We start from the raw sequence: 17,724 nt of genomic DNA, 5'->3' as shown, positions 1-17,724 counted from the left end.
ATGGCAGATCAGATCATGGCGACACCGGAAATCCGCGAGTACGTCCGCGCCGTGTCCCTGCGGGAGGACCCGATACTGGCCGAACTCCGGGCGCAGACCGCGGGGTTGCCGGCCGGCTCGGCCATGCAGGTCATGGCCGAGGAGGGCCAGCTGCTGGCGCTCCTCGTCGGCCTGACCGGGGCCGGATCGGTGCTGGAGATCGGCACCTTCACCGGCTACAGCACCCTGTGCATGGCGCGTGCGCTGCCACCGGACGGCACGGTCGTCACCCTCGACCTCAGTGACCGGTGGCCGGCGATCGGCGCCGACTACTGGAAGCGCGCCGGAGTCGCCGACCGCATCGACGTCCGCATCGGTGACGCGACCCAGACGCTCGCCGCCCTCGCGGACGAGCGCGGCGGCGAGAGCTTCGACCTCGTGTTCATCGACGCGGACAAGGCCAACTACGGGACGTACTACGAGGCCGCGCTCAAGCTCACCCGACCGCAAGGGCTGATCGTCATCGACAACACGCTCTTCTTCGGCCGCGTGGTCGACCCGGACCGCCAGGACCCGGACACCGCCGCGGTGCGGGCGCTCAACGCCTCGCTGCGCGACGACCAGCGGGTGGACGTCTCGATGCTCACGATGGCCGACGGAATCACCCTCGCCCGTAAGAGGTGACGCATCGGCTCACGGCCGGTCGGACGGCGGTAGCGCGACGCGAACGCTCGCAGCCCCTCTCGGATGAGAGGGGCTGCGAGCGTTCGGGCTTCGTGTGCGTCGGCGCGGACGAGGTCAGGCCGTGGCCAGCCGGACGGCGTTGAGCCGCATCGTGCCGGGCGCCGGCCTCGGTGCCGGTGTGAGGTGCAGCCGTTGCGTCTCCCCGCCGTCCGGCGGCGGCAGTTCGGCAAGGCACGCACAGCGCTCGTCGGTGAACCCGGCGAAGCGGTACGCGACCTCCATGATCCGGTTCCGTGCCGTCGGCCGGAAGTCCGCGACCACATGGGCGCCGGCCGTCGCCGCCTCGTCGACCAGCCAGTTCAGCACGGTGGCGCCGGCCCCGAACGAGACGACCCGGCACGAGGTGGCCAGGAGCTTCAGGTGCCACACCGCCGCACCGGTCTCCACCAGCGCGACACCGACCGCGCCGTGCGACCCGAAGCGGTCGCTCATCGTCACCGCGAGGACCTCGTGGCGTGCGTCGTCCAGGAGCGCGCGCAGGTCGGCGTCGGAGTAGTGCACACCGGTCGCGTTCATCTGGCTCGTACGCAGCGTCAGCTCCTCCATCCGAGACAGGTCGCCGGCAGTGGCCCGGCCGATCTCCATCACGAGGCCCAACGAACGCAGGAACTCCTCCGACGGCCCGTCGAACGACTCCTGCTCGGCCTGGCGCCGCACGTTCGCCTGGTACATCTGGCGGCGACGGCGCGAGTCGACCGTCACCGTCGCCGGGGTGAACTCGGGCAGCGTCAGCAGCTCGGACACCGACTCGGCCGGGTAGCAGCGCACCTGCGGCAGGTGGAACACCACCTCCGCGCGTTCCGCCGGCTGGTCGTCGACGAAGGCGATCGTGTGGTGGGCGAACTTCAGTTCGTCGGCGATCTCCCGCACCGACGACGACTTCGGGCCCCACCCGATCCTGGCGGCCACGAAGTACTCGGCGACGCCGAGCTCCTCGAGGCGCTGCCAGGCGGGGCCGTGGTCGTTCTTGCTGGCGACGGCCTGCAGGATGCCGCGGGAGTCGAGACCCACGATGGTCTCGTAGACCCGGTCGTCGACGACCACGTCGTCACCCTCGAGCAGGGTGCCCTTCCACAGCGTGTTGTCCAGGTCCCAGACGACGCATTTGACGGTGGTGATCGGTTCGCTCGGTGGCACTGGTCCGTTCACTGCGCCTCCTCCTGCCGCACTGTGCTGTTCCCGGTCGCCAGGGCGTGTCTGGCGAGTTCGAGTTGGCATATCTCGCTGCTGCCCTCGATGATCTCCATCAACTTGGCGTCCCGGTAGGCGCGGGCGACCACGTGGCCGTCCGACGCGCCCGCCGAGGCCATGACCTGCAGAGCCGACGCGCTCCCCCGCACGGCCTCGGTCGCGCTGACGTGCTTGGCGAGAACCGTGGCGATCACGAGGTCCGGCGACCCCGACTCCCAGCACTCACTGGCCTGCCGACACACCGCGGTGGCGACCCGCTCCGCGGCGTAGAGCTCGGCGACCCTGCGGGCGACCAGCTGGTGCTCCGCGATCGGTTTGCCGAACTGCCGCCGCGACCGCGCGTGTTCCGTCACCGCGCCGAGACAGCCGCGCAGGATGCCGACGCAGCCCCACGCCACCGACATCCGGCCGTAGGCCAGGGCCGTCGTCACCAGGAACGGCAGCGACAGCCCGGTGCCGCCGAGGACGTTCGCGGCCGGCACGCGTACCCCGTCCAGCCGCACCTGCGCGTGCCCGGCCGCACGACAGCCGACCGGGTGCGGGATCTTCTCGATCCGGACCCCCTCGGCGTCCGTCGGCACGACCACCGCCGCCGCGTTGTCGCCCAGCTTTCCGATGACGACGACCAGGTCGGCATAGGCCGCCGCGGTGATCCACGCCTTGCCGCCGTCCACGGCCACCGTGTCACCGTCGAAACGCAGCTCGGTGGTCATCGCACCGAGGTCACTGCCGGCGTCCGGCTCGCTGAAGGCGACGGCCGCGAGCCGGCCGCCGGTCAGCTGCGGCAGGAACACGGCCCGCTGCTCCCGGGTGCCGAGGCGCTGTACCGTCCACGCCGCCATGCCCTGCGAGGTCATCACACTGCGCAGGGAACTGCACAGGCTGCCGGCATGAGCGGTGAGCTTCCCGCTCTCCTGGCTGCCCAGGCCGAGTCCGCCGTACTGCTTTCCCACCTCGGCACAGAGCACGCCGGCGGCACCGAGTTCGCTCAGGACGATACGCGGGATCTCGCCGGCGATGTCCCATCCGCCGGCGCTGTCCCCGACGAAGCGCCAGATGTCCTCGTGCCCTGAGGAGAGTGCGTCAGACATCGCTGTCTGCGGCAGACTCTGCCTGGAGTCGGCCGACGAGCGTGGCCATGCTCTTGACCGTGCAGAAGTTGGACAGCTGCAGGTCCGGTCCGGCGACCGTCACGGAGTAGGCCTTCTCCAGGAACACGACCAACTGCATGGCGAACATGGAGTTGGCGACCCCGGTGGTGAAGAGGTCCTGGTCCACCTCGGGCCTGGTCCGGGTCTGCTCGGCCACGAACCGGGTGATCTCGTCGACGACGGCGTCCATGTCGAAGGGCGCCTTCTCGGTCTGCTGTTCCGGGGTCATGACTGTGCCTCACTGTAGTTGTAGAAGCCACGGCCGCTCTTTCGGCCGAGTTCGCCTCGCCGGACCTTCTCGAGGAGAAGCTCACTGGGACGGCACCGCTCGTCCGCGGTCCGGGCGTACAGCGCCTCCAGGGCGTCGACGAGGTTGTCGATGCCGATCAGGTCCGCGGTGCGCAGCGGGCCCGTCGGATGGCCGAGGCAGCCCTGCATCAGGGTGTCCACGTCCTCGACGGTGGCGGTGCCGGCGCCGACCACCCGTGCGGCGTCGTTGATCATCGGGTGCAGGAGCCGGCTCGTCACGAACCCGGGCGCGTCACGGACCACGACCCCGCGCCGGCCGATCCGGGTCAGCAGTGAGAGCACCGACTCGACGGTCTCGTCCGCGGTCTGGGGGCCGCGGATCACCTCGACCATCGAGATCAGGTAGGCGGGATTCATGAAGTGCGTTCCGATGAGGTCACCGGGGCATTTCACCCACGCCGCCATTTCGTCGATGGGTATTCCGGAGGTGTTGGAGATCAGGGGGGTTCCGGGCCGGACCAGTGCCGATACGCCGGCGAGCACGTCGGCTTTGTTCTCGGGCAGTTCGGTGACCGCCTCGATGACCACGGTCGCGTCCGCGACGTCGCTCAGTGAGAGTGTCGTGCGCAGCTTCGCCGGAGTGGTCCCGGCGGGCAGGGCGCCGGTCAGCTGGGCGTGCCGCAGGCCGTTGGCGGATGCCGCGGCGGCGCGGTCCAGTACGCCCTCGTCGACGTCCACCAGGACGACGGGCAATCCGTGCCCGACGACGAGCGTCGAGATCCCGGTGCCCATGACGCCCGCTCCTACGATGGCTACAAGCTGTTCGTCGTCCATGAGGCCTCCTCCAAACCCAGGGGTTCGTAACTGCCGGAGTCGGGGCCGATCCAGTACCGGCTCCGTTGGAAGGGGTAGCCCGGCAGGGACACGCGCCGCGGTCGCGACGTGCCGTTCAGGGCCTCCCAGTCGATGTCCACGGTGGACTGCCACAGCGTGCCGACGGCGTCGAGCAGGGCGGCGAGGTCGGATCGGTTCGCCTGCGCGGGTGGCAGTGAGGCCACTGCCACCAGGTGCTTCGCGGTGTCCTGCCGTGCGACGGTTTCGGTCAGTGTGCTGCCCGGTCCCACCTCCAGCAGGATCCGGCCGGGCTCGCCGGCCAGTTCGCGCAGGCCGTCGGCGAACGGGGCCGGCTCGCGCAGGTGGCGGGCCCAGTGGGCCGGGTCCACGGCGTCCTGCGGGCCGATCCAGGTGCCGGTCGCTGCGCAGATGTAGGGCACCTGCGGTGGCTTGAGTTCGTGGCGCGCCACCTTGGCGGCGAACTCGGACGCGTGCGCGTCGGGGATCCGGCCGGCTCCGGCGCGGGAGCGGATCTCGGCGCCGGTGACCGTGACGTCGATGGCGTCCGCCAGGTCGATCACGCCGGCCAGGCAGGCGGCCACGTACTGGCCGTCGCCCTCGCCGATCATCGCGGCGGGGTGTACTCCCCACGACTGCCACAGCCGGGCGAGGGACCACTGCAGGGTGAAGGCCGCGGCCGCCACGCCGCGCGGGTCGTCCTGCGGTGCCTTCGGACCGTCCCAGGTGGAGGGGAGGAGCAGGGCGCGCAGGTCGTACCCGAGCAGTGGCCGCGCCAGTTCGGCGCAGCGGTCCACCTGCTCGGCGAAGGCCGGTTCGCGGCGGTGGATCGCCGGGGCGGCGTCGGGCCGGTGCGAGGCGCTGCCGGGGAACATGAAGGCCACCTGGCGGGCTTTCACGTCGTTGGCGGTGTCGACGGCTCCGGGCTTTGCCAGCGCCCGGAGGGCGGCTGTGGCTTCGGCCCGGTCGCGGCAGACCAGGTGCCGGCGGTGGGGGAAGGCGCGGCGGCCGACCTGGAGGGTGTAGGCGACGTCGGCGAGGTCGAGGTCGTCCTGGCGGTCCAGGCGGTCGGCGAGGTTGTTCGCCGCGTCGGCCAGGGCCTTGCCGGTGCGTGCGGACAGGACGAGCAGTTGCCGGTCGTGTGTGTGCGGTGCGGAGGCCTGCGGTGTCGGTGTCGGTGCGGGTGCCTCTTGGAGGACCACGTGCGCGTTGGTGCCGCCGACCGCGAAGGCGCTGACGCCGGCGCGTCGCGGTGTCGCGGCGCGCGGCCAGGGGCGGGCGGTGGTCGGGACGTAGAAGGGTGTGCGGTCCAGTAGGAGCGCTGCGTTGGGCGTGTCGTAGTTGATGCTCGGCGGGATCTCGCCGTGTTCGAGTGCCAGTACGGCCCTGGCGAAGCCGGCCGCCCCTGCGGCGGCGTCCAGGTGGCCGATGTTGGCCTTCGTCGAACCGATCGCGCAGTAGTTGCGCTCCTTGGTGTCGAAGGCCTTGGTGAGCCCGGCCACCTCGATGGGGTCGCCGAGTGGGGTGCCGGTGCCGTGTGCCTCGATGTAGCCGATGGTCTCCGGCGGGACGCCGGCGACGGCCTGGGCGGTGGCGATCACCTCGGCCTGTGCCTGCATGCTGGGCGCGTTGAATCCGAATTTCGCCGAACCGTCGTTGTTGACCGCGCTGCCGAGGATGAGCGCGCGGATGTGGTCGTTGTCCGCGAGCGCGTCGCTCAGCCTGCGCAGCGCGACGACCGTGACGCCGTAGCCGGGGACGGTTCCGCTGGAGGCGGCGTCGAACGGCCGGCAGTGGCCGTCACGGGCGAAGATGCCGCCCGCGACCACCGGGTAGCCGCCGATCAGCGGGACGGGCAGTGCCACTCCCCCGGCCAGTGCCATGTCGCATTCGTGGCTCAGCAGCGACTGGCAGGCGAGGTGGATGGCGACGAGCGAGGTGGAGCAGGCCGACTGCACGGTCATCGCGGGGCCGCGCAGGTTGCACAGGTAGGCCGCCCTGGTGGCGAGGAAGTCCTTGTCGTTGTAGGGGCGGGCGGAGAAGGCCGCCAAGGATCCGCGGAACTTGGCGTTCGCGAGGAGGTTCAGCGGCAGGTACTTGCTGGCGAACTGGCCGGCGTAGACGCCCACGGCGCCGTCGAAGCGCGCCGGGTCGTGCCCGGTGTCCTCCAGGGCGTGCCAGACGGTCTCGACGAAGATCCGCTGCTGCGGGTCGCTGATCTCGGCCTGTTCCCGGCTGTACCCGAAGAACTCCGCGTCGAAGTGGTCGGCGTCCTCGATGACGGCGGCGGCGGGCACGTAGTCGGGGTGGGCCACCATGTCTACCGGCCAGCCGGCGTCGGTCAGTTGCCGGGTGCTGAACCTGGAGACCGACTCGACGCCGTCGCGCTGGTTGCGCCAGAACTCCTCGATGGTGGCGGCTCCCGGCAGTCGTCCGGCGATCCCGACGACCGCGATCGGCTCCATCCCGTCTTCCATTTCGGTACTCACCCAAGGCCCCCAACGGCTCGATGCCGTGTCGAATTGTTCGTTGGCACTGTCACACCCCCGTCCTTCCGGCGCGCCGTGCTGCGTGTCCGGCGACGCGGCGGGCGGCTCCCCGGGCGGCGGCCGCGCCGACCGCCTCGTCGGGCCCTTCGGCCGGCTTGTGGTCGATGGCCTCGGCGAGGGCCCGTGCGGACGGGTACCGGAACATGTCGACCAGCGAGAGCCCGCTGTCCCGGTGTTCGAGCAGCCGGGCCCTGGCCACCACTACGAGCAGCGAGTTCCCGCCGAGGTCGAAGAAGCTGTCGTCCAGGCCCACCCGGTCGACGCCGAGTACCTCGCGCCACACGTCGGTGACCAGCCGCTCGGTCGCGTTCGTGGGCGGCGCGTACGCCGTGGTGCCCTCGGGTCGCGTGTCCGACAGGTCGGGCAGTGCCCTGCGGTCGACCTTTCCGTTCGGGGTCAGCGGCATCGCGTCGATGGGGTGGAACGCGCTGGGCACCATGTAGGTGGGCAACCGTGTGGCGAGGAAGGCGCGCAGTTCGGCGCCGGTCGTCGGCCGGCCGGTTGCCGGAACGTGGTAGCCGATGATCCGTTGTTCCGCGCCGGTGCCCCGGATGACGGCGACCGCCGAGCGGACCCCTTCGTGTTCGGCGAGTGCCGTCTCGATCTCGCCGAGTTCGATCCGGTGGCCGTGCAGCTTCACCTGGTCGTCGAGCCGGCCGAGGAACTCGAGTGCGCCACCGGGCGTCCAGCGGGCGAGGTCGCCCGTTCGGTAGACCCGGGCGCCCGGCCGGCCGGCGAACGGATCGGGCTGGAAGCGTTCGGCGGTCACCTCGGTACGGTTGAGGTAGCCGCGGACCACGCCGCCCCCGCCGAGCAGCAGCTCTCCGGGTACGCCCGTCGGGCACAGCCGCATGTCGCGGTCGACCACGTAGGCGCGGACGTTCGCCAGTGGCCGCCCGATGGATACCGGGCCGCCTCCGGGCGGGGCCTGGGACGTCGTGGCCCAGACCGCGGCCTCGGTCGGCCCGTACATGTTGTGCACCGTGCCGGTGACGGCGTCGGCGAGCTCGCGGGCCAGGTCGGCGGGGAGCGCTTCGCCGCCCACCAGCAGCCGGCTGAGCCGGGGCAGTTCGGCGCGAGCGTCCTGGTCCGCGAGCAGGGCGCGGGCCAGTGAGGGTGTGCACTGCAGGTGCGTCACGGCGTGCTCGCGCAGTTGTGCGGCGATCGGTTCCTCGGCCTTCGCCAGTGCGGCGTCCCGGCGCTCGTCGCTGATGTCCCGGACGGTCGTCAGGTGTGTCAGGGCGTCGAGTGCCGCCTTCTCGTCGACGCCGAAGTCGATCAGGCAGGCGACCTCGTCGACGCCGGCGGCCTTCATCCGGTCCACCATGTCGGCGCAGACCTGCGGTGTGCCGAGCAGGCTGGCGGTGGCGAAGAACCGGTCGAACGCCCGGTCGACCAGCTCGCGCAGTTCCCGGGGCGGCAGCGCCTTGAAGTCCTGGGCGCTGCCGGTGGTGGCGCCGAGCGAGGCGATCAGGTCGAAGGAGGTCTCCAGGTACCGGCTCATCGGCTCCCGGACCAGTTCCCGCACCTCGTCGAGGTCCGGACCGACGAACGTGTGGACCATGACCGCCACATGGCCGTCCCCGGGGTGCCCGTGCTCGCGCCAGGTCCTGCGGTACAGCGCGATCTTCTCGGCCAGTTCCTCCAGGCTGTGTCCGAGGAGATGGGTGAGCACGCCGGTGCCGGCCTCGCCGGCCATCCGGAAGGTCTCCGGATGCTTGGCGCTGGTCAGCCACACCGGCAGCTCCGGCTGGACGGGCCGGGGGAACACCCCGACCTCGACTTCGGCGCCGACGCCGTTGCGCCGCGGCACGTTCTCGCCGCGCCACAGCTTGCGGACCTCCGCGAGGCCGTCCATCATCAGCTGCTTGCGCTTGTCGTACCGGTCCGGTGCGAACGCGAAGTCGTTGGCGTGCCAGCCGGACGCGAGGGAGATGCCGACCCGGCCGGCCGAGATGTTGTCCACGACGGACCATTCCTCGGCCACCCGCAAGGGGTCGTGCAACGGCAGGACCACGCTGCCCGCGCGCACCTGGACCCGTTCGGTGATCGCGGCGACGGCCGCCGCCGTCACCGAGGGGTTCGGGTACAGCCCGCCGAACCGGTGGAAGTGGCGTTCGGGGGTCCACACGGCCGTGAAGCCGTTGCGGTCGGCGAACTTCGCGCCGTCGAGCAGGAGGCGGTAGCGGTCGTCGGAGCCGGCTTGCGAGTCGCTGCCGAAGTAGAGCAGGCTGAAGTCGATGGGGCGGGCGCGGGCCTGGGCCACCGCGGCCGATTGCGCGGCGGCCGAGGCCGACGGCAGGGGCGGTTCGGCGCGCAGCACGACCCGGTGGCCGTGCGTCAGCGCCCACAGCAGCTCGACCACGGAGATGTCGAAGGAGACGCTCGTCACGGCGAGCCAGGTGCTGGGCTCGTCGGCGCCGAAGACGTCGTTCATCCCGGCGAAGAGGTTGGCCACGTTGCGGTGGGTGACCATGACCCCCTTCGGCTGTCCGGTGGATCCGGACGTGTAGATCACGTACGCCAGGTTGTCGGGGGTGAGCACCGCGGGCGGATCGTCGGGCGGGTCGTCCGGTGCCCCGGCCGGATCGGGCACCACGACCTGGGCGGCGCCGAGCCGCCCGGCGGCCGCGGCGGACCGGGAGTCCGCCACGACCAGCCGCACGCCGGCGTCGCCGACCATGAACGCCAGCCGATCGCGCGGGTAGCCGGGGTCCAGCGGGAGATACGCGGCACCCGCCTTGAGGATCCCCAACAGGGTGACCATCAGCAGGGAGGTGCGGCCGAGGTGGACGCCGACCGGCTCGTCCGGTGCCACGCCGAGCCGGCGCAGCCGGCCGGCGAACCGGTCGGCGAGCCGGTCGAGTTCGCGGTAGGTCAGGGTGGCGTCGGCGGCGACCACGGCGACCGCGTCGGGTGTCGCGGCCACCCGCTGCGCCAACACGTGGTGGACCAGGACGTCTGCGGTACCGGTCCGGGTGCCGGCCTGCCAGTGGGCCAAGGTGGCGAGCTCGCCCGCCGGCAGCACCGCCAGTTCGTCGACGGGCCGGTCCGGGGCGTGCGCGGCGGCGGTCACGACCTGGACGTATCGCTCGGCGATCCGTTCGGCGGTCGCGTCCTCGAACAGGTCCGTGCTGTACTCCAGCCGGCCGGTCACGCCGGCCGGGGTTCGCGTGAGGCTCAGCGTGAGGTCGAAGCGCGCCGCGCCGGTGTCGCCCAGTACCGGGTGCACCTGGCAGCCGTCCAGGCGAAGCCCCGCTCCTTCCTCTTCGTAGCGGTAGCTGAACAGCACCTGGAACAGCGGGTTCTGGGCGAGGTCACGGTCGGGGTGCAGCTCTTCGACGAGCTTCTCGAACGGCAGGTCCTGGTGGGCCAGCGCTGCCTTGACTTCCGCCCACAGCCGCCGGATCAGCTCACGGAACGTCGGGCCGGACCCGAGGTCGCAGCGGAGCACCAGGGTGTTGGTGAAGAATCCGATGAGACCGGCCAGTTCGGGCCGTTCGCGGCCGGAGACCGGGGTGCCGACCACGACTTCGTCCCCGTCGACGTGCGCCCGGAGCAGCACCGTGAAAGCGGCGAGCAGGACGCTGTAGAGCGTGATGCCTTCCGTTCTGCCCAGTTCCTCGAGCCGCTGGACCGATGCCGAGGGCAGCTCGAACGTGAGCGCGGCGCCGCGGTGGCTCTGTACCGGCGGGCGGGCGTGGTCGGTGGGCAGTTGCTGGGCGGGCATGCCGGCCAGCTTGTCCGTCCAGTACGCCAGCAGCCGGTCGAGCTCGGGCCCGGCCAGTGTGTTCTGCTGCCACTCGGCGAAGTCGGCGTACTGCAGGGGCAGGTCGGGCTCGTGCCGTTCCTGGCCGTTCAGGGCGGCCAGGTACTGGACTTCGAGTTCCCTGCCGAGCGTGCCGACCGACGCGCCGTCACAGGCGAGGTGGTGCACGGTGAGCAGCAGCCGGTGCTGCTGTTCGCCCAGGCGCAGCAGGCGGGCCCGGATGACCCGGCCGGCCACCAGGTCGAACGGGGTGCCGGCTTCCTCGTCCGCGAGCCGTGCCACCTCGTCCGCGGTGCGGCCGGGTGCGGTGAGGTCGACGACGGGCAGGGGCACGGGGGCGGGTGGCAGGACCACCTGGTGGGGTGTCCCGCCGGTCGAGCGGAAGGCGGTTCGCAGGATCTCGTGGCGTCGCACGACTTTGGTCAGCGCCTGTTCGAGGGCCGTGTGGTGCAGTGGGCCGGTGATGTCGTAGCCGAGCGGGACGTTGTAGATCGCGCTGCCCGGCTGCAGCTGGTCGAGGAACCACAGTCGCCGTTGCGCGTACGACAGCGGAGCCGGGCCGTCCTCTTCGATGGCTCCGCTCACTGCTGCACCTCGGGTTCCTGCGCCGCGCGGCGGTTGCGGGGCCTGATCGGTGCGGGGCCTGTTTCCGGTCCTGCCGTCGCGGCGGTCACGGCGTCCGCCAGGCTCGCCACGGTGGGTCGCTGGAGGAATGTGGCGATCGGCACCTGGACGCCGAAGGCGTCGTTCACCTGGGCCACCAGGCGGGCCGCGAGCAGGGAATGGCCGCCGATGCGGAAGAAGTCGTCCGCGCGCCCCACCGGCTGGTCCTGGAGCAACGCTGACGCGAGTTGCGCGACGCGTTGTTCCGTCGGTGTGCGCGGTGCCTGCTCCGCCTCGGGTTCGGCCGGGGTGCTGGGTGCCAGAGCGGCCAGCGCGTCATGGTCCACCTTGCCGTGTTCGGTGAGCGGCAGGGCGGGAAGCACCATGACCGCGTCCGGCACCATGTAGGCGGGCAGCCGGTCCCGCAGGAACGCCAGCAGCTTCTCGTCGGGGGCGGTTTCGCTCAGGCCGGCGCCGCAGGCGTACGCCACGAGTGAGACCTCGGCCCCCGCCGCGCGGGCGACGACGACGGCGTCCCGTACGTCCGGGTGTTCCCTGAGCGTTGCCGCGACCTCTTCGGGCTCGATCCGGAAGCCGCGGATCTTCACCTGTTCGTCCGCGCGGCCGAGGAATTCCAGCTGCCCGTCGGGACGCCAGCGGGCCAGGTCGCCGGTGCGGTAGAGGCGTGCGCCGGGTCGGTCGGTGAACGGGTCGGCGGGGAAGCTCTCGGCGGTGAGCGCCGAGCGGTTGACGTAGCCGCGGGCCACCGCCGGACCGCCGAGGTACAGCTCGCCGCGGACACCGGTGGGCACGGGTTGTCCTTCGGCGTCCAGCACGTGGGCGTCGATGCCGCTGATCGGCCTGCCGATGGGCGGGCGCAGTGCTGCCGGGTCCGGCGCTACGAGGCCGGCCGTGGCCACCACGGTGTTCTCGGTCGGTCCGTAGTGGTTGTACAGCCGGAACGGCAGCCCGGTGGCGGGCGCTGCCGGCAGCACGTCGCCGCCGGTCAGCAGCGCGCGCAGTGCGGTGTCGGCCGGCCACGGCTCGGCCAGTACGGCCGCGGCGACGGGGGTCGGCAGGAATGCCGCGGTGATGCGCTCGCCGCTGAGCCAGCGCACCAGTTCCGCCGGTGCGGCCCGGAATTGCGGCGGGACGACGCTCAGGGTGGCGCCGGCGGCGAGGGTTGGCCAGATCTCCCAGGTCGACGCGTCGAACCCGGGACTGGCGAACAGCGTGGTCCGGTCCTGCGGGCCGAGCGCGTACGCGGCCAGGTGCCAGGCGACCAGGTTCGCGAGTCCCCGGTGCGCCAGTGCCACGCCCTTGGGCCGGCCGGTCGATCCCGACGTGTAGATGAGGTACGCCAGCCGCTGCGGGGTGACCTGGTCGGCGTGGACCGGCTCGTCCGTGGTGTCGGATTCCAGGTCGAAGACGTGGAGGCTCTCCGTGGACGTCGGCAGCTGCGGCAGCGTCCGGGGGGTGACGAGGACCTTGCGGACGCCGGCGTCCTGCAGGATGTAGGCGGTTCGCTCGGCCGGGTAGCTCGGGTCCACGGGCAGGTAGCAGCCGCCGGCCATGAGCACCGCGAGTTCGCCGACCACCAGTTCGACGGAACGGTCGGCGTACACGGCGACCGGTTCCTCGGCGGTGATGCCGGACTCGCGGAGCCGGTGGGCCAGCCCGCCGGCGCGCCGCCAGAGCTCTCCGTAGCTGAGCTGTCCGTCCGGCCAGCGCACCGCGACGGCGTCCGGTCGGGTCCGGGCCTGCCGTGCGATCAGTTCGGTCACCGGCTGGGTGTCGGCCGCGGCGGGCCCGCGGGACCAGCGGTCGAGCTGGTCCGCCTCCGTGTCCGGGAGCAGGCGCAGCGCTCCCACGCGGGTGTCGGGCGCGGCCATCGCGTCGGCGAGCAGGGTCAGGTAGTGCGTGACCATCCGCTCCATGGTGGCCTCGTCGAACAGGTCGGACGAGTGCTCCCAGATCATGTAGAGGTCGTCGTCCTCGGGCCGGGCCTCCCGGCCGAGGCGCTGCTCGGCCCGCGGGATCACGATCACGTTGAGGTCGGCCTTGGCCGTGCGGTTCGAGCGTTCGGTGACCTTGCCGGTGAGCCCGCCGAAGTCGACGTCGGGCACCGCGGAGTCGTGGAAGCTGAACATGACCTGGAACAGCGGGGTGCGTGAGGGGTCACGGGCCGGGTCGATGGCGTCGATCACCGAGTCGACCGGGGTGTCCGACCAGGCCAGCGTCTCGGCGACGCTCTGGCGCACCTGCGCCAGCAGCCGGCTGAACGGCTGGTCGGCCGACACCTTGGTGCGCAGGACCAGGGTGTTGACGAGCATGCCGAGCAGCGGCTCCAGCTCGGGGATGTTGCGGTTCGCCGCGCCGGTGCCGACGAGCATGTCCTGCTGGCCGGTGTAGCGGTACAGCAGGGCCGCGAAGCCCGCGTACATGGTGGAGAACAGCGACACCCGGTTCTCGCGGCTGAAGGCCCGCAGTTCCCGGGCCAGTTCGGCGGGGATCAGGATGCGCGGTGCCCGGCCGCGGAAGGTCATCACCGGCGGGCGGGGCCGGTCGGCGGGCAGCTCCAGGATGTGCGGGGCGCCGGCCAGTCGGGCGGTCCAGTGGTCGACGTGGGCGCGCAGCACGTCGCCGCGCATCCAGTCCCGCTGCCAGATCGCGTAGTCCGCGTACTGGACGGGCAGTTCGGGCAGCGGTGAGGGCTTTCCGGCGGCGAAGGCCGGGTAGATGGCGCGGAACTCGGACAGGAACACCGAGAGCGACCAGCCGTCGTGGACGAAGTGGTGTTCCACGTGGAGGAAGGTGTTCTGGCCGTTCCCGTGTCGCAGCAGGACCCAGCGGGCCAGCGGCGGCTTGGTCAGGTCGAACGGCTCGCGAAGCTGTGCGGCGACCACCTCGTCGGCCTGCTCGGCGGGGACGTCGATCACCTTCAGCGAGGCCTTGGCCTGCGCCAGCGGACGCTGGTAGCCGACTCCTTCGACGGCGACGAAGGCGGTCCGCAGGACCTCGTGCCGGCGGACGATCTCGTCCAGTGTCGCGCGCATGGCGTCGACGTCCACCTCGCCCTGCAAGGAGACCGTGGCCTGGAAGTTGTAGGCCAGGTTGCCGGGCGACAGCTGTTCGAAGAAGAAGACCCGTTCCTGTGGCAGGGACAGCGGGATCGGCCGGTCCCGGTCGGCTCGGCGCACCGGCGGCGCGGTCGGGGCGATCACGTGGGCGGCGGGTGCCCGGCCGTCGTCTCCGGCCACGGCGGCCCGCTGGTCGATGATCGCGGCGAGGGCGGCGACGGTGGGCGCGTCGAACAGGTCGGGCATGCTCACCACGGTGTGCAGTTCCGCCGCGATGCGGCCGGCCAGGCCGGCGACGAGCAGCGAGTTGCCGCCGAGTGCGAAGAAGTCGTCGTGGGCGCCGACCTCGGTGCCGCCGAGCAGCCTGGACACGATTGCCGCCAGGGCCACCTCGGTCGGGGTGCGGGGCGGCGCGGCGACGTCGGCCAGGCCGGCCGCGGTCCGGTCGGGGGCGGGCAGCGCGGCGCGGTCGACCTTGCCGTTGGGGGTCAGCGGCAGCGCGGGCAGCACGACGACCGCCGCCGGCACCATGTAGGCGGGCAGCCGGGCGGCGACGAAGTCGACCAGCTCGGCCGTGGGGACGTCGGTGACCACGTAGCCGACCAGGCGCGCGTCCGGGCGGCCGGAGTGTTCGACCGCCACGAAGGCGTCCCGGACGCCGGGGTGCTGCTTGAGGACCGTGGCCACCTCGCCGGGTTCGATCCGGAACCCGCGGATCTTGGCCTGGTCGTCGTAGCGGCCGATGTACTCGAAGACCCCGTCCGGCCCGCGGCGGACCTTGTCGCCGGTCCGGTACATCCGCTGCCCGGGGGCGCCGATGTCCGGCACGAACGCCGCGGCCGTGCTCGCCGGGTCGTCCAGGTATCCGCGGGCCACGCACGCGCCGGCCAGGCACAGCTCGCCGGCTTCGCCGTCGGGCACCGGGTCGAGCCCGTCGAGCACGTAGCAGCGCACGCCGTCGACGGGCACCCCGATCGGCGGCGGCACGGGTCCTCCCGCCAGCACCTCGCCGGCCGTCACCTTCACCGTGCCCTCGGTCGGCCCGTAGAGGTTGATCACGGTGAACGGCAACCCGTCCGGCACACCGCGCTGCATCGCCGAGCCGCCGGTGTGCAGGAAGCGGAGCACCGTGTGCGCCGGCCAGGTCTCGTCGAGGACGGCCTCGGCCAGCGGTGTGGGCAGGAAGGTCACGGTGATCTGCTCGTCGGCCAGCCAGGCGGCGAGCGCGGGGGGCGAGGTGCGCACCTCGGCGGGCGGCACCACCAGCGTGGCGCCGGCGGTCAGGGTGAACCAGATGTCCTGGACGGACACGTCGAATCCGGGACTGGCCAGCAGGGTCGACCGGTCCTCCCGCCGGGTCCGGTAGGTCTTGTGGTGCCAGTGCATCAGGTTGGCCAGGCTCGCGTGGGTCACCGCGACGCCCTTCGGCCGGCCGGTGGAACCCGACGTGTAGATCACGTACGCCAGTTCGGCGCCGTTCAGTGGGGGCGGTGCCAGGATGGTCGCGTCGGACGGTTCCTCGGTCAGATCGACCACCAGGACGTCGTCGCCGAGCGGTGCCCCGCCGGACACCAGCGGCGCGGTGCTGAGGACCGCGGCGGCGCCGGAGACTTCCAGCAGTTGGCGGATCCGCTCGGCCGGGTGGGCCGGGTCCAGCGGCAGGTAGGCCGCGCCCGCCAGCAGGGCGGCCAGCTCGGCGACCACCAATTCCGCTGACCGGTTGGCGTAGACGGCCACGACGCTGTCCTGGCCCACCCCCCGCTCGGTGAGCTTGATCGCCAGAGCGGACGCGTGCGCGGCAAGGCTGCGGTAGGTCAGCCTCAGGTCGCCGTCCTGCACCGCGACCGTGTCCGGTGCCTCGGCCACCCGGGCGTGAAATTCATTGAGCACCATCTCGCACGTATCCTTCACTGCTGAGAGTGGGCGGCTAAACCGGCGTGCTTCACGGCCTGGCGCAAACTCAGCGGGCGCATGTCCGTCCAGACCTCGCCGATGTGGGCCAGGCATTCCGCCTTGGAACCGCTGACGCCGTCACCGCGCCAGCCGAGAGGCAGGTCGCGGTCGGCGGGCCAGATCGAGTACTGCTCCTCGTCGTTGAGCACGACCACATAGGACTGGGTGTCGCCGTCCATGGGTTCCTCCGGTTCGGCGGGATACGGGTTGATCTGCTGCTGGTCGTGCCCCTGCGGCCGTCATGTCGGGCGTCGCGGCCGTGGACGCGGGGTGACGGGCATGGTGAGTGCTGCGGGCACGGTTAGTGCTGCGGGAGGTCGCGAAGACAAAATGCGTTCGGAGCCTCGCAGCCGAGTTCTCCTTCGAATGCGGCCCGGAAACGGCTGGTTGCCACCTCGGCACCATCAAGGCAACCGGACCGACCCCGCACCCGATGACCGACGAGCACCGGTCGCGTGCGGACTCCGGGACCACCGCTGTCGGAGAAAACCACCCCCCATGCGTTCCACTCCAACAGCATGGGTCGCATCGGTTCGCGGCAATAGAGTATGGCAATTACTCCGGCAGTCCGTTAGATCAAGGATTGGGCGGATAGGCGGTATTCGCTTTCGCTCACCGCCGGTCGCCGGCCAGGTCGGCCGCGGCCTCGGCGAACGCCCGGACGCGGGCGGTGGCGTGGCCGTCGGGCCAGATCAGGCCCCACTCGAGCGGCGGCGCGCCGTCGAGGGGGACGTAGGCGACGTCGGGGCGCGGGTAGTAGCGCCGGGCGTGGGCGCCGACGGGCAGGACCCCCTGCCCGGCCCCGACGAACATGAGTGCCTCCTGGACGGTCTCGGCCACCGGGCCGGGCGCGGCGGGTGCCCGGTCCGGGCGCTGCGGCGGCACGGCGACGGCGTCCGGGCGCTGCGGCGGCACGGCGACGGCGTCCGGCAGCAGCCGCACCACCGGCTCCTGCGCCAGGTCCCCGACCGAGACGCCGCCCGGACGGTCGAAACGGTGTCCGACGGGGACGGCGAGCATACGGGCCTCGCGCACCAGGACCGGGCCGCAGCCGATGCCGGGCTCGTGCACCGGGAAGGGCCCCAGGCACAGGTCGACGTCGCCGCCACGCAGCCAGCGGATCGTCTCCGTCATCCGGGCCTCCCGCAGGTGTACCTCGCAGTCGGGGGCCCGTTCCCGGAACAACTCGGCCACCCCGATGAGGAGTTGCCCGGCGGCGGCACCGACGTAGGCGACCCGCAGGCTGCCCGACAGGCCCCGCCCGGCGTCGACGGCTCCCTGCAGCGCCGCCCCGACGGCCGCCCAGGCGGGCCCCAGATCGTCGGCCAACCTGCGCCCGAGCGGCGTGAGTTCGACCCGGCGGCTGGTGCGCTCGAACAGCGCCGCCCCCACCCGCCGCTCCAGCTTGCGGATCGTCTGGCTGACCCGCGCGGTGGATACCCGCAGTCTCTCGGCGGTACGCCCGAAATGCAGCTCCTCCGCGAGCGTCAGAAACGACTCCACTTCGTACCGCTCGATCACACGCCACCCCGTCGTTAAGCCCGAGTTCACGATCATTGCGCAGAGCGCCGTTGTTCGCCAACGATCACGGCGGCAGAGTGGAT

General features: G+C 71.9%; 10 protein-coding genes. 1 reads left to right on the top strand and 9 read right to left on the bottom strand.

Annotated elements, in window-relative coordinates; all coding sequences use genetic code 11:
* Entirely contained in the window at window positions 1-663 is a 663-nt protein-coding gene (locus ACZ52J_RS02590; protein ID WP_465615219.1) for an O-methyltransferase, read from the top strand.
* Between the two features lie 114 nt (window positions 664-777).
* Here ACZ52J_RS02590 and ACZ52J_RS02585 read toward each other — a convergent pair whose 3' ends face one another.
* The 9 genes from ACZ52J_RS02585 to ACZ52J_RS02545 form a co-directional block, all read right to left on the bottom strand.
* Window positions 778-1,872 carry an HAD-IIIC family phosphatase gene (locus ACZ52J_RS02585; protein ID WP_465615217.1) on the bottom strand — a complete coding sequence of 365 codons (1,095 nt, stop codon included), beginning with the start codon at window positions 1,870-1,872 and terminating at the stop codon, window positions 778-780.
* Entirely contained in the window at window positions 1,869-3,005 is a 1,137-nt protein-coding gene (locus ACZ52J_RS02580; RefSeq protein ID WP_465615215.1) for an acyl-CoA dehydrogenase family protein, read from the bottom strand. Before ACZ52J_RS02580 ends, ACZ52J_RS02585 begins: the two co-directional genes overlap by 4 nt.
* The gene (locus tag ACZ52J_RS02575; protein ID WP_360497305.1) at window positions 2,998-3,294 is read right to left on the bottom strand and encodes an acyl carrier protein; all 297 of its coding nucleotides are present in this window, start codon (window positions 3,292-3,294) and stop codon (window positions 2,998-3,000) included. Before ACZ52J_RS02575 ends, ACZ52J_RS02580 begins: the two co-directional genes overlap by 8 nt.
* Window positions 3,291-4,148 (bottom strand): 3-hydroxyacyl-CoA dehydrogenase family protein, encoded by an 858-nt coding sequence (locus ACZ52J_RS02570; RefSeq protein WP_360497308.1) that lies wholly within the window; start codon window positions 4,146-4,148, stop codon window positions 3,291-3,293. The genes ACZ52J_RS02575 and ACZ52J_RS02570 overlap by 4 nt, the downstream gene beginning before the upstream one ends.
* Complete coding sequence (locus ACZ52J_RS02565; protein ID WP_465615212.1) at window positions 4,127-6,631, bottom strand: type I polyketide synthase; 2,505 nt, start codon at window positions 6,629-6,631, stop codon at window positions 4,127-4,129. Before ACZ52J_RS02565 ends, ACZ52J_RS02570 begins: the two co-directional genes overlap by 22 nt.
* A gap of 73 nt (window positions 6,632-6,704) precedes the next feature.
* A complete protein-coding gene (locus ACZ52J_RS02560; protein WP_465615210.1) occupies window positions 6,705-11,069 on the bottom strand; it encodes a MupA/Atu3671 family FMN-dependent luciferase-like monooxygenase in 4,365 nt (1,454 codons plus the stop codon).
* Window positions 11,066-16,060 carry an amino acid adenylation domain-containing protein gene (locus ACZ52J_RS02555; RefSeq protein WP_465615208.1) on the bottom strand — a complete coding sequence of 1,665 codons (4,995 nt, stop codon included), beginning with the start codon at window positions 16,058-16,060 and terminating at the stop codon, window positions 11,066-11,068. The genes ACZ52J_RS02560 and ACZ52J_RS02555 overlap by 4 nt, the downstream gene beginning before the upstream one ends.
* 14 nt (window positions 16,061-16,074) lie before the next feature.
* Window positions 16,075-16,299, bottom strand: coding sequence for an MbtH family protein (locus tag ACZ52J_RS02550; protein WP_360497320.1), 225 nt, complete (start codon window positions 16,297-16,299; stop codon window positions 16,075-16,077).
* A gap of 433 nt (window positions 16,300-16,732) precedes the next feature.
* On the bottom strand, window positions 16,733-17,623 hold the full coding sequence (locus ACZ52J_RS02545) for a LysR family transcriptional regulator (RefSeq protein WP_465615206.1): 891 nt from the start codon (window positions 17,621-17,623) through the stop codon (window positions 16,733-16,735).
* Window positions 17,624-17,724 lie beyond the last annotated feature (101 nt).

Source organism: Kitasatospora sp. NPDC034035, from assembly GCF_055575755.1.
Note: the sequence above shows the minus strand (reverse complement) of the source record. Positions and strands in the feature narration are given on the sequence as shown.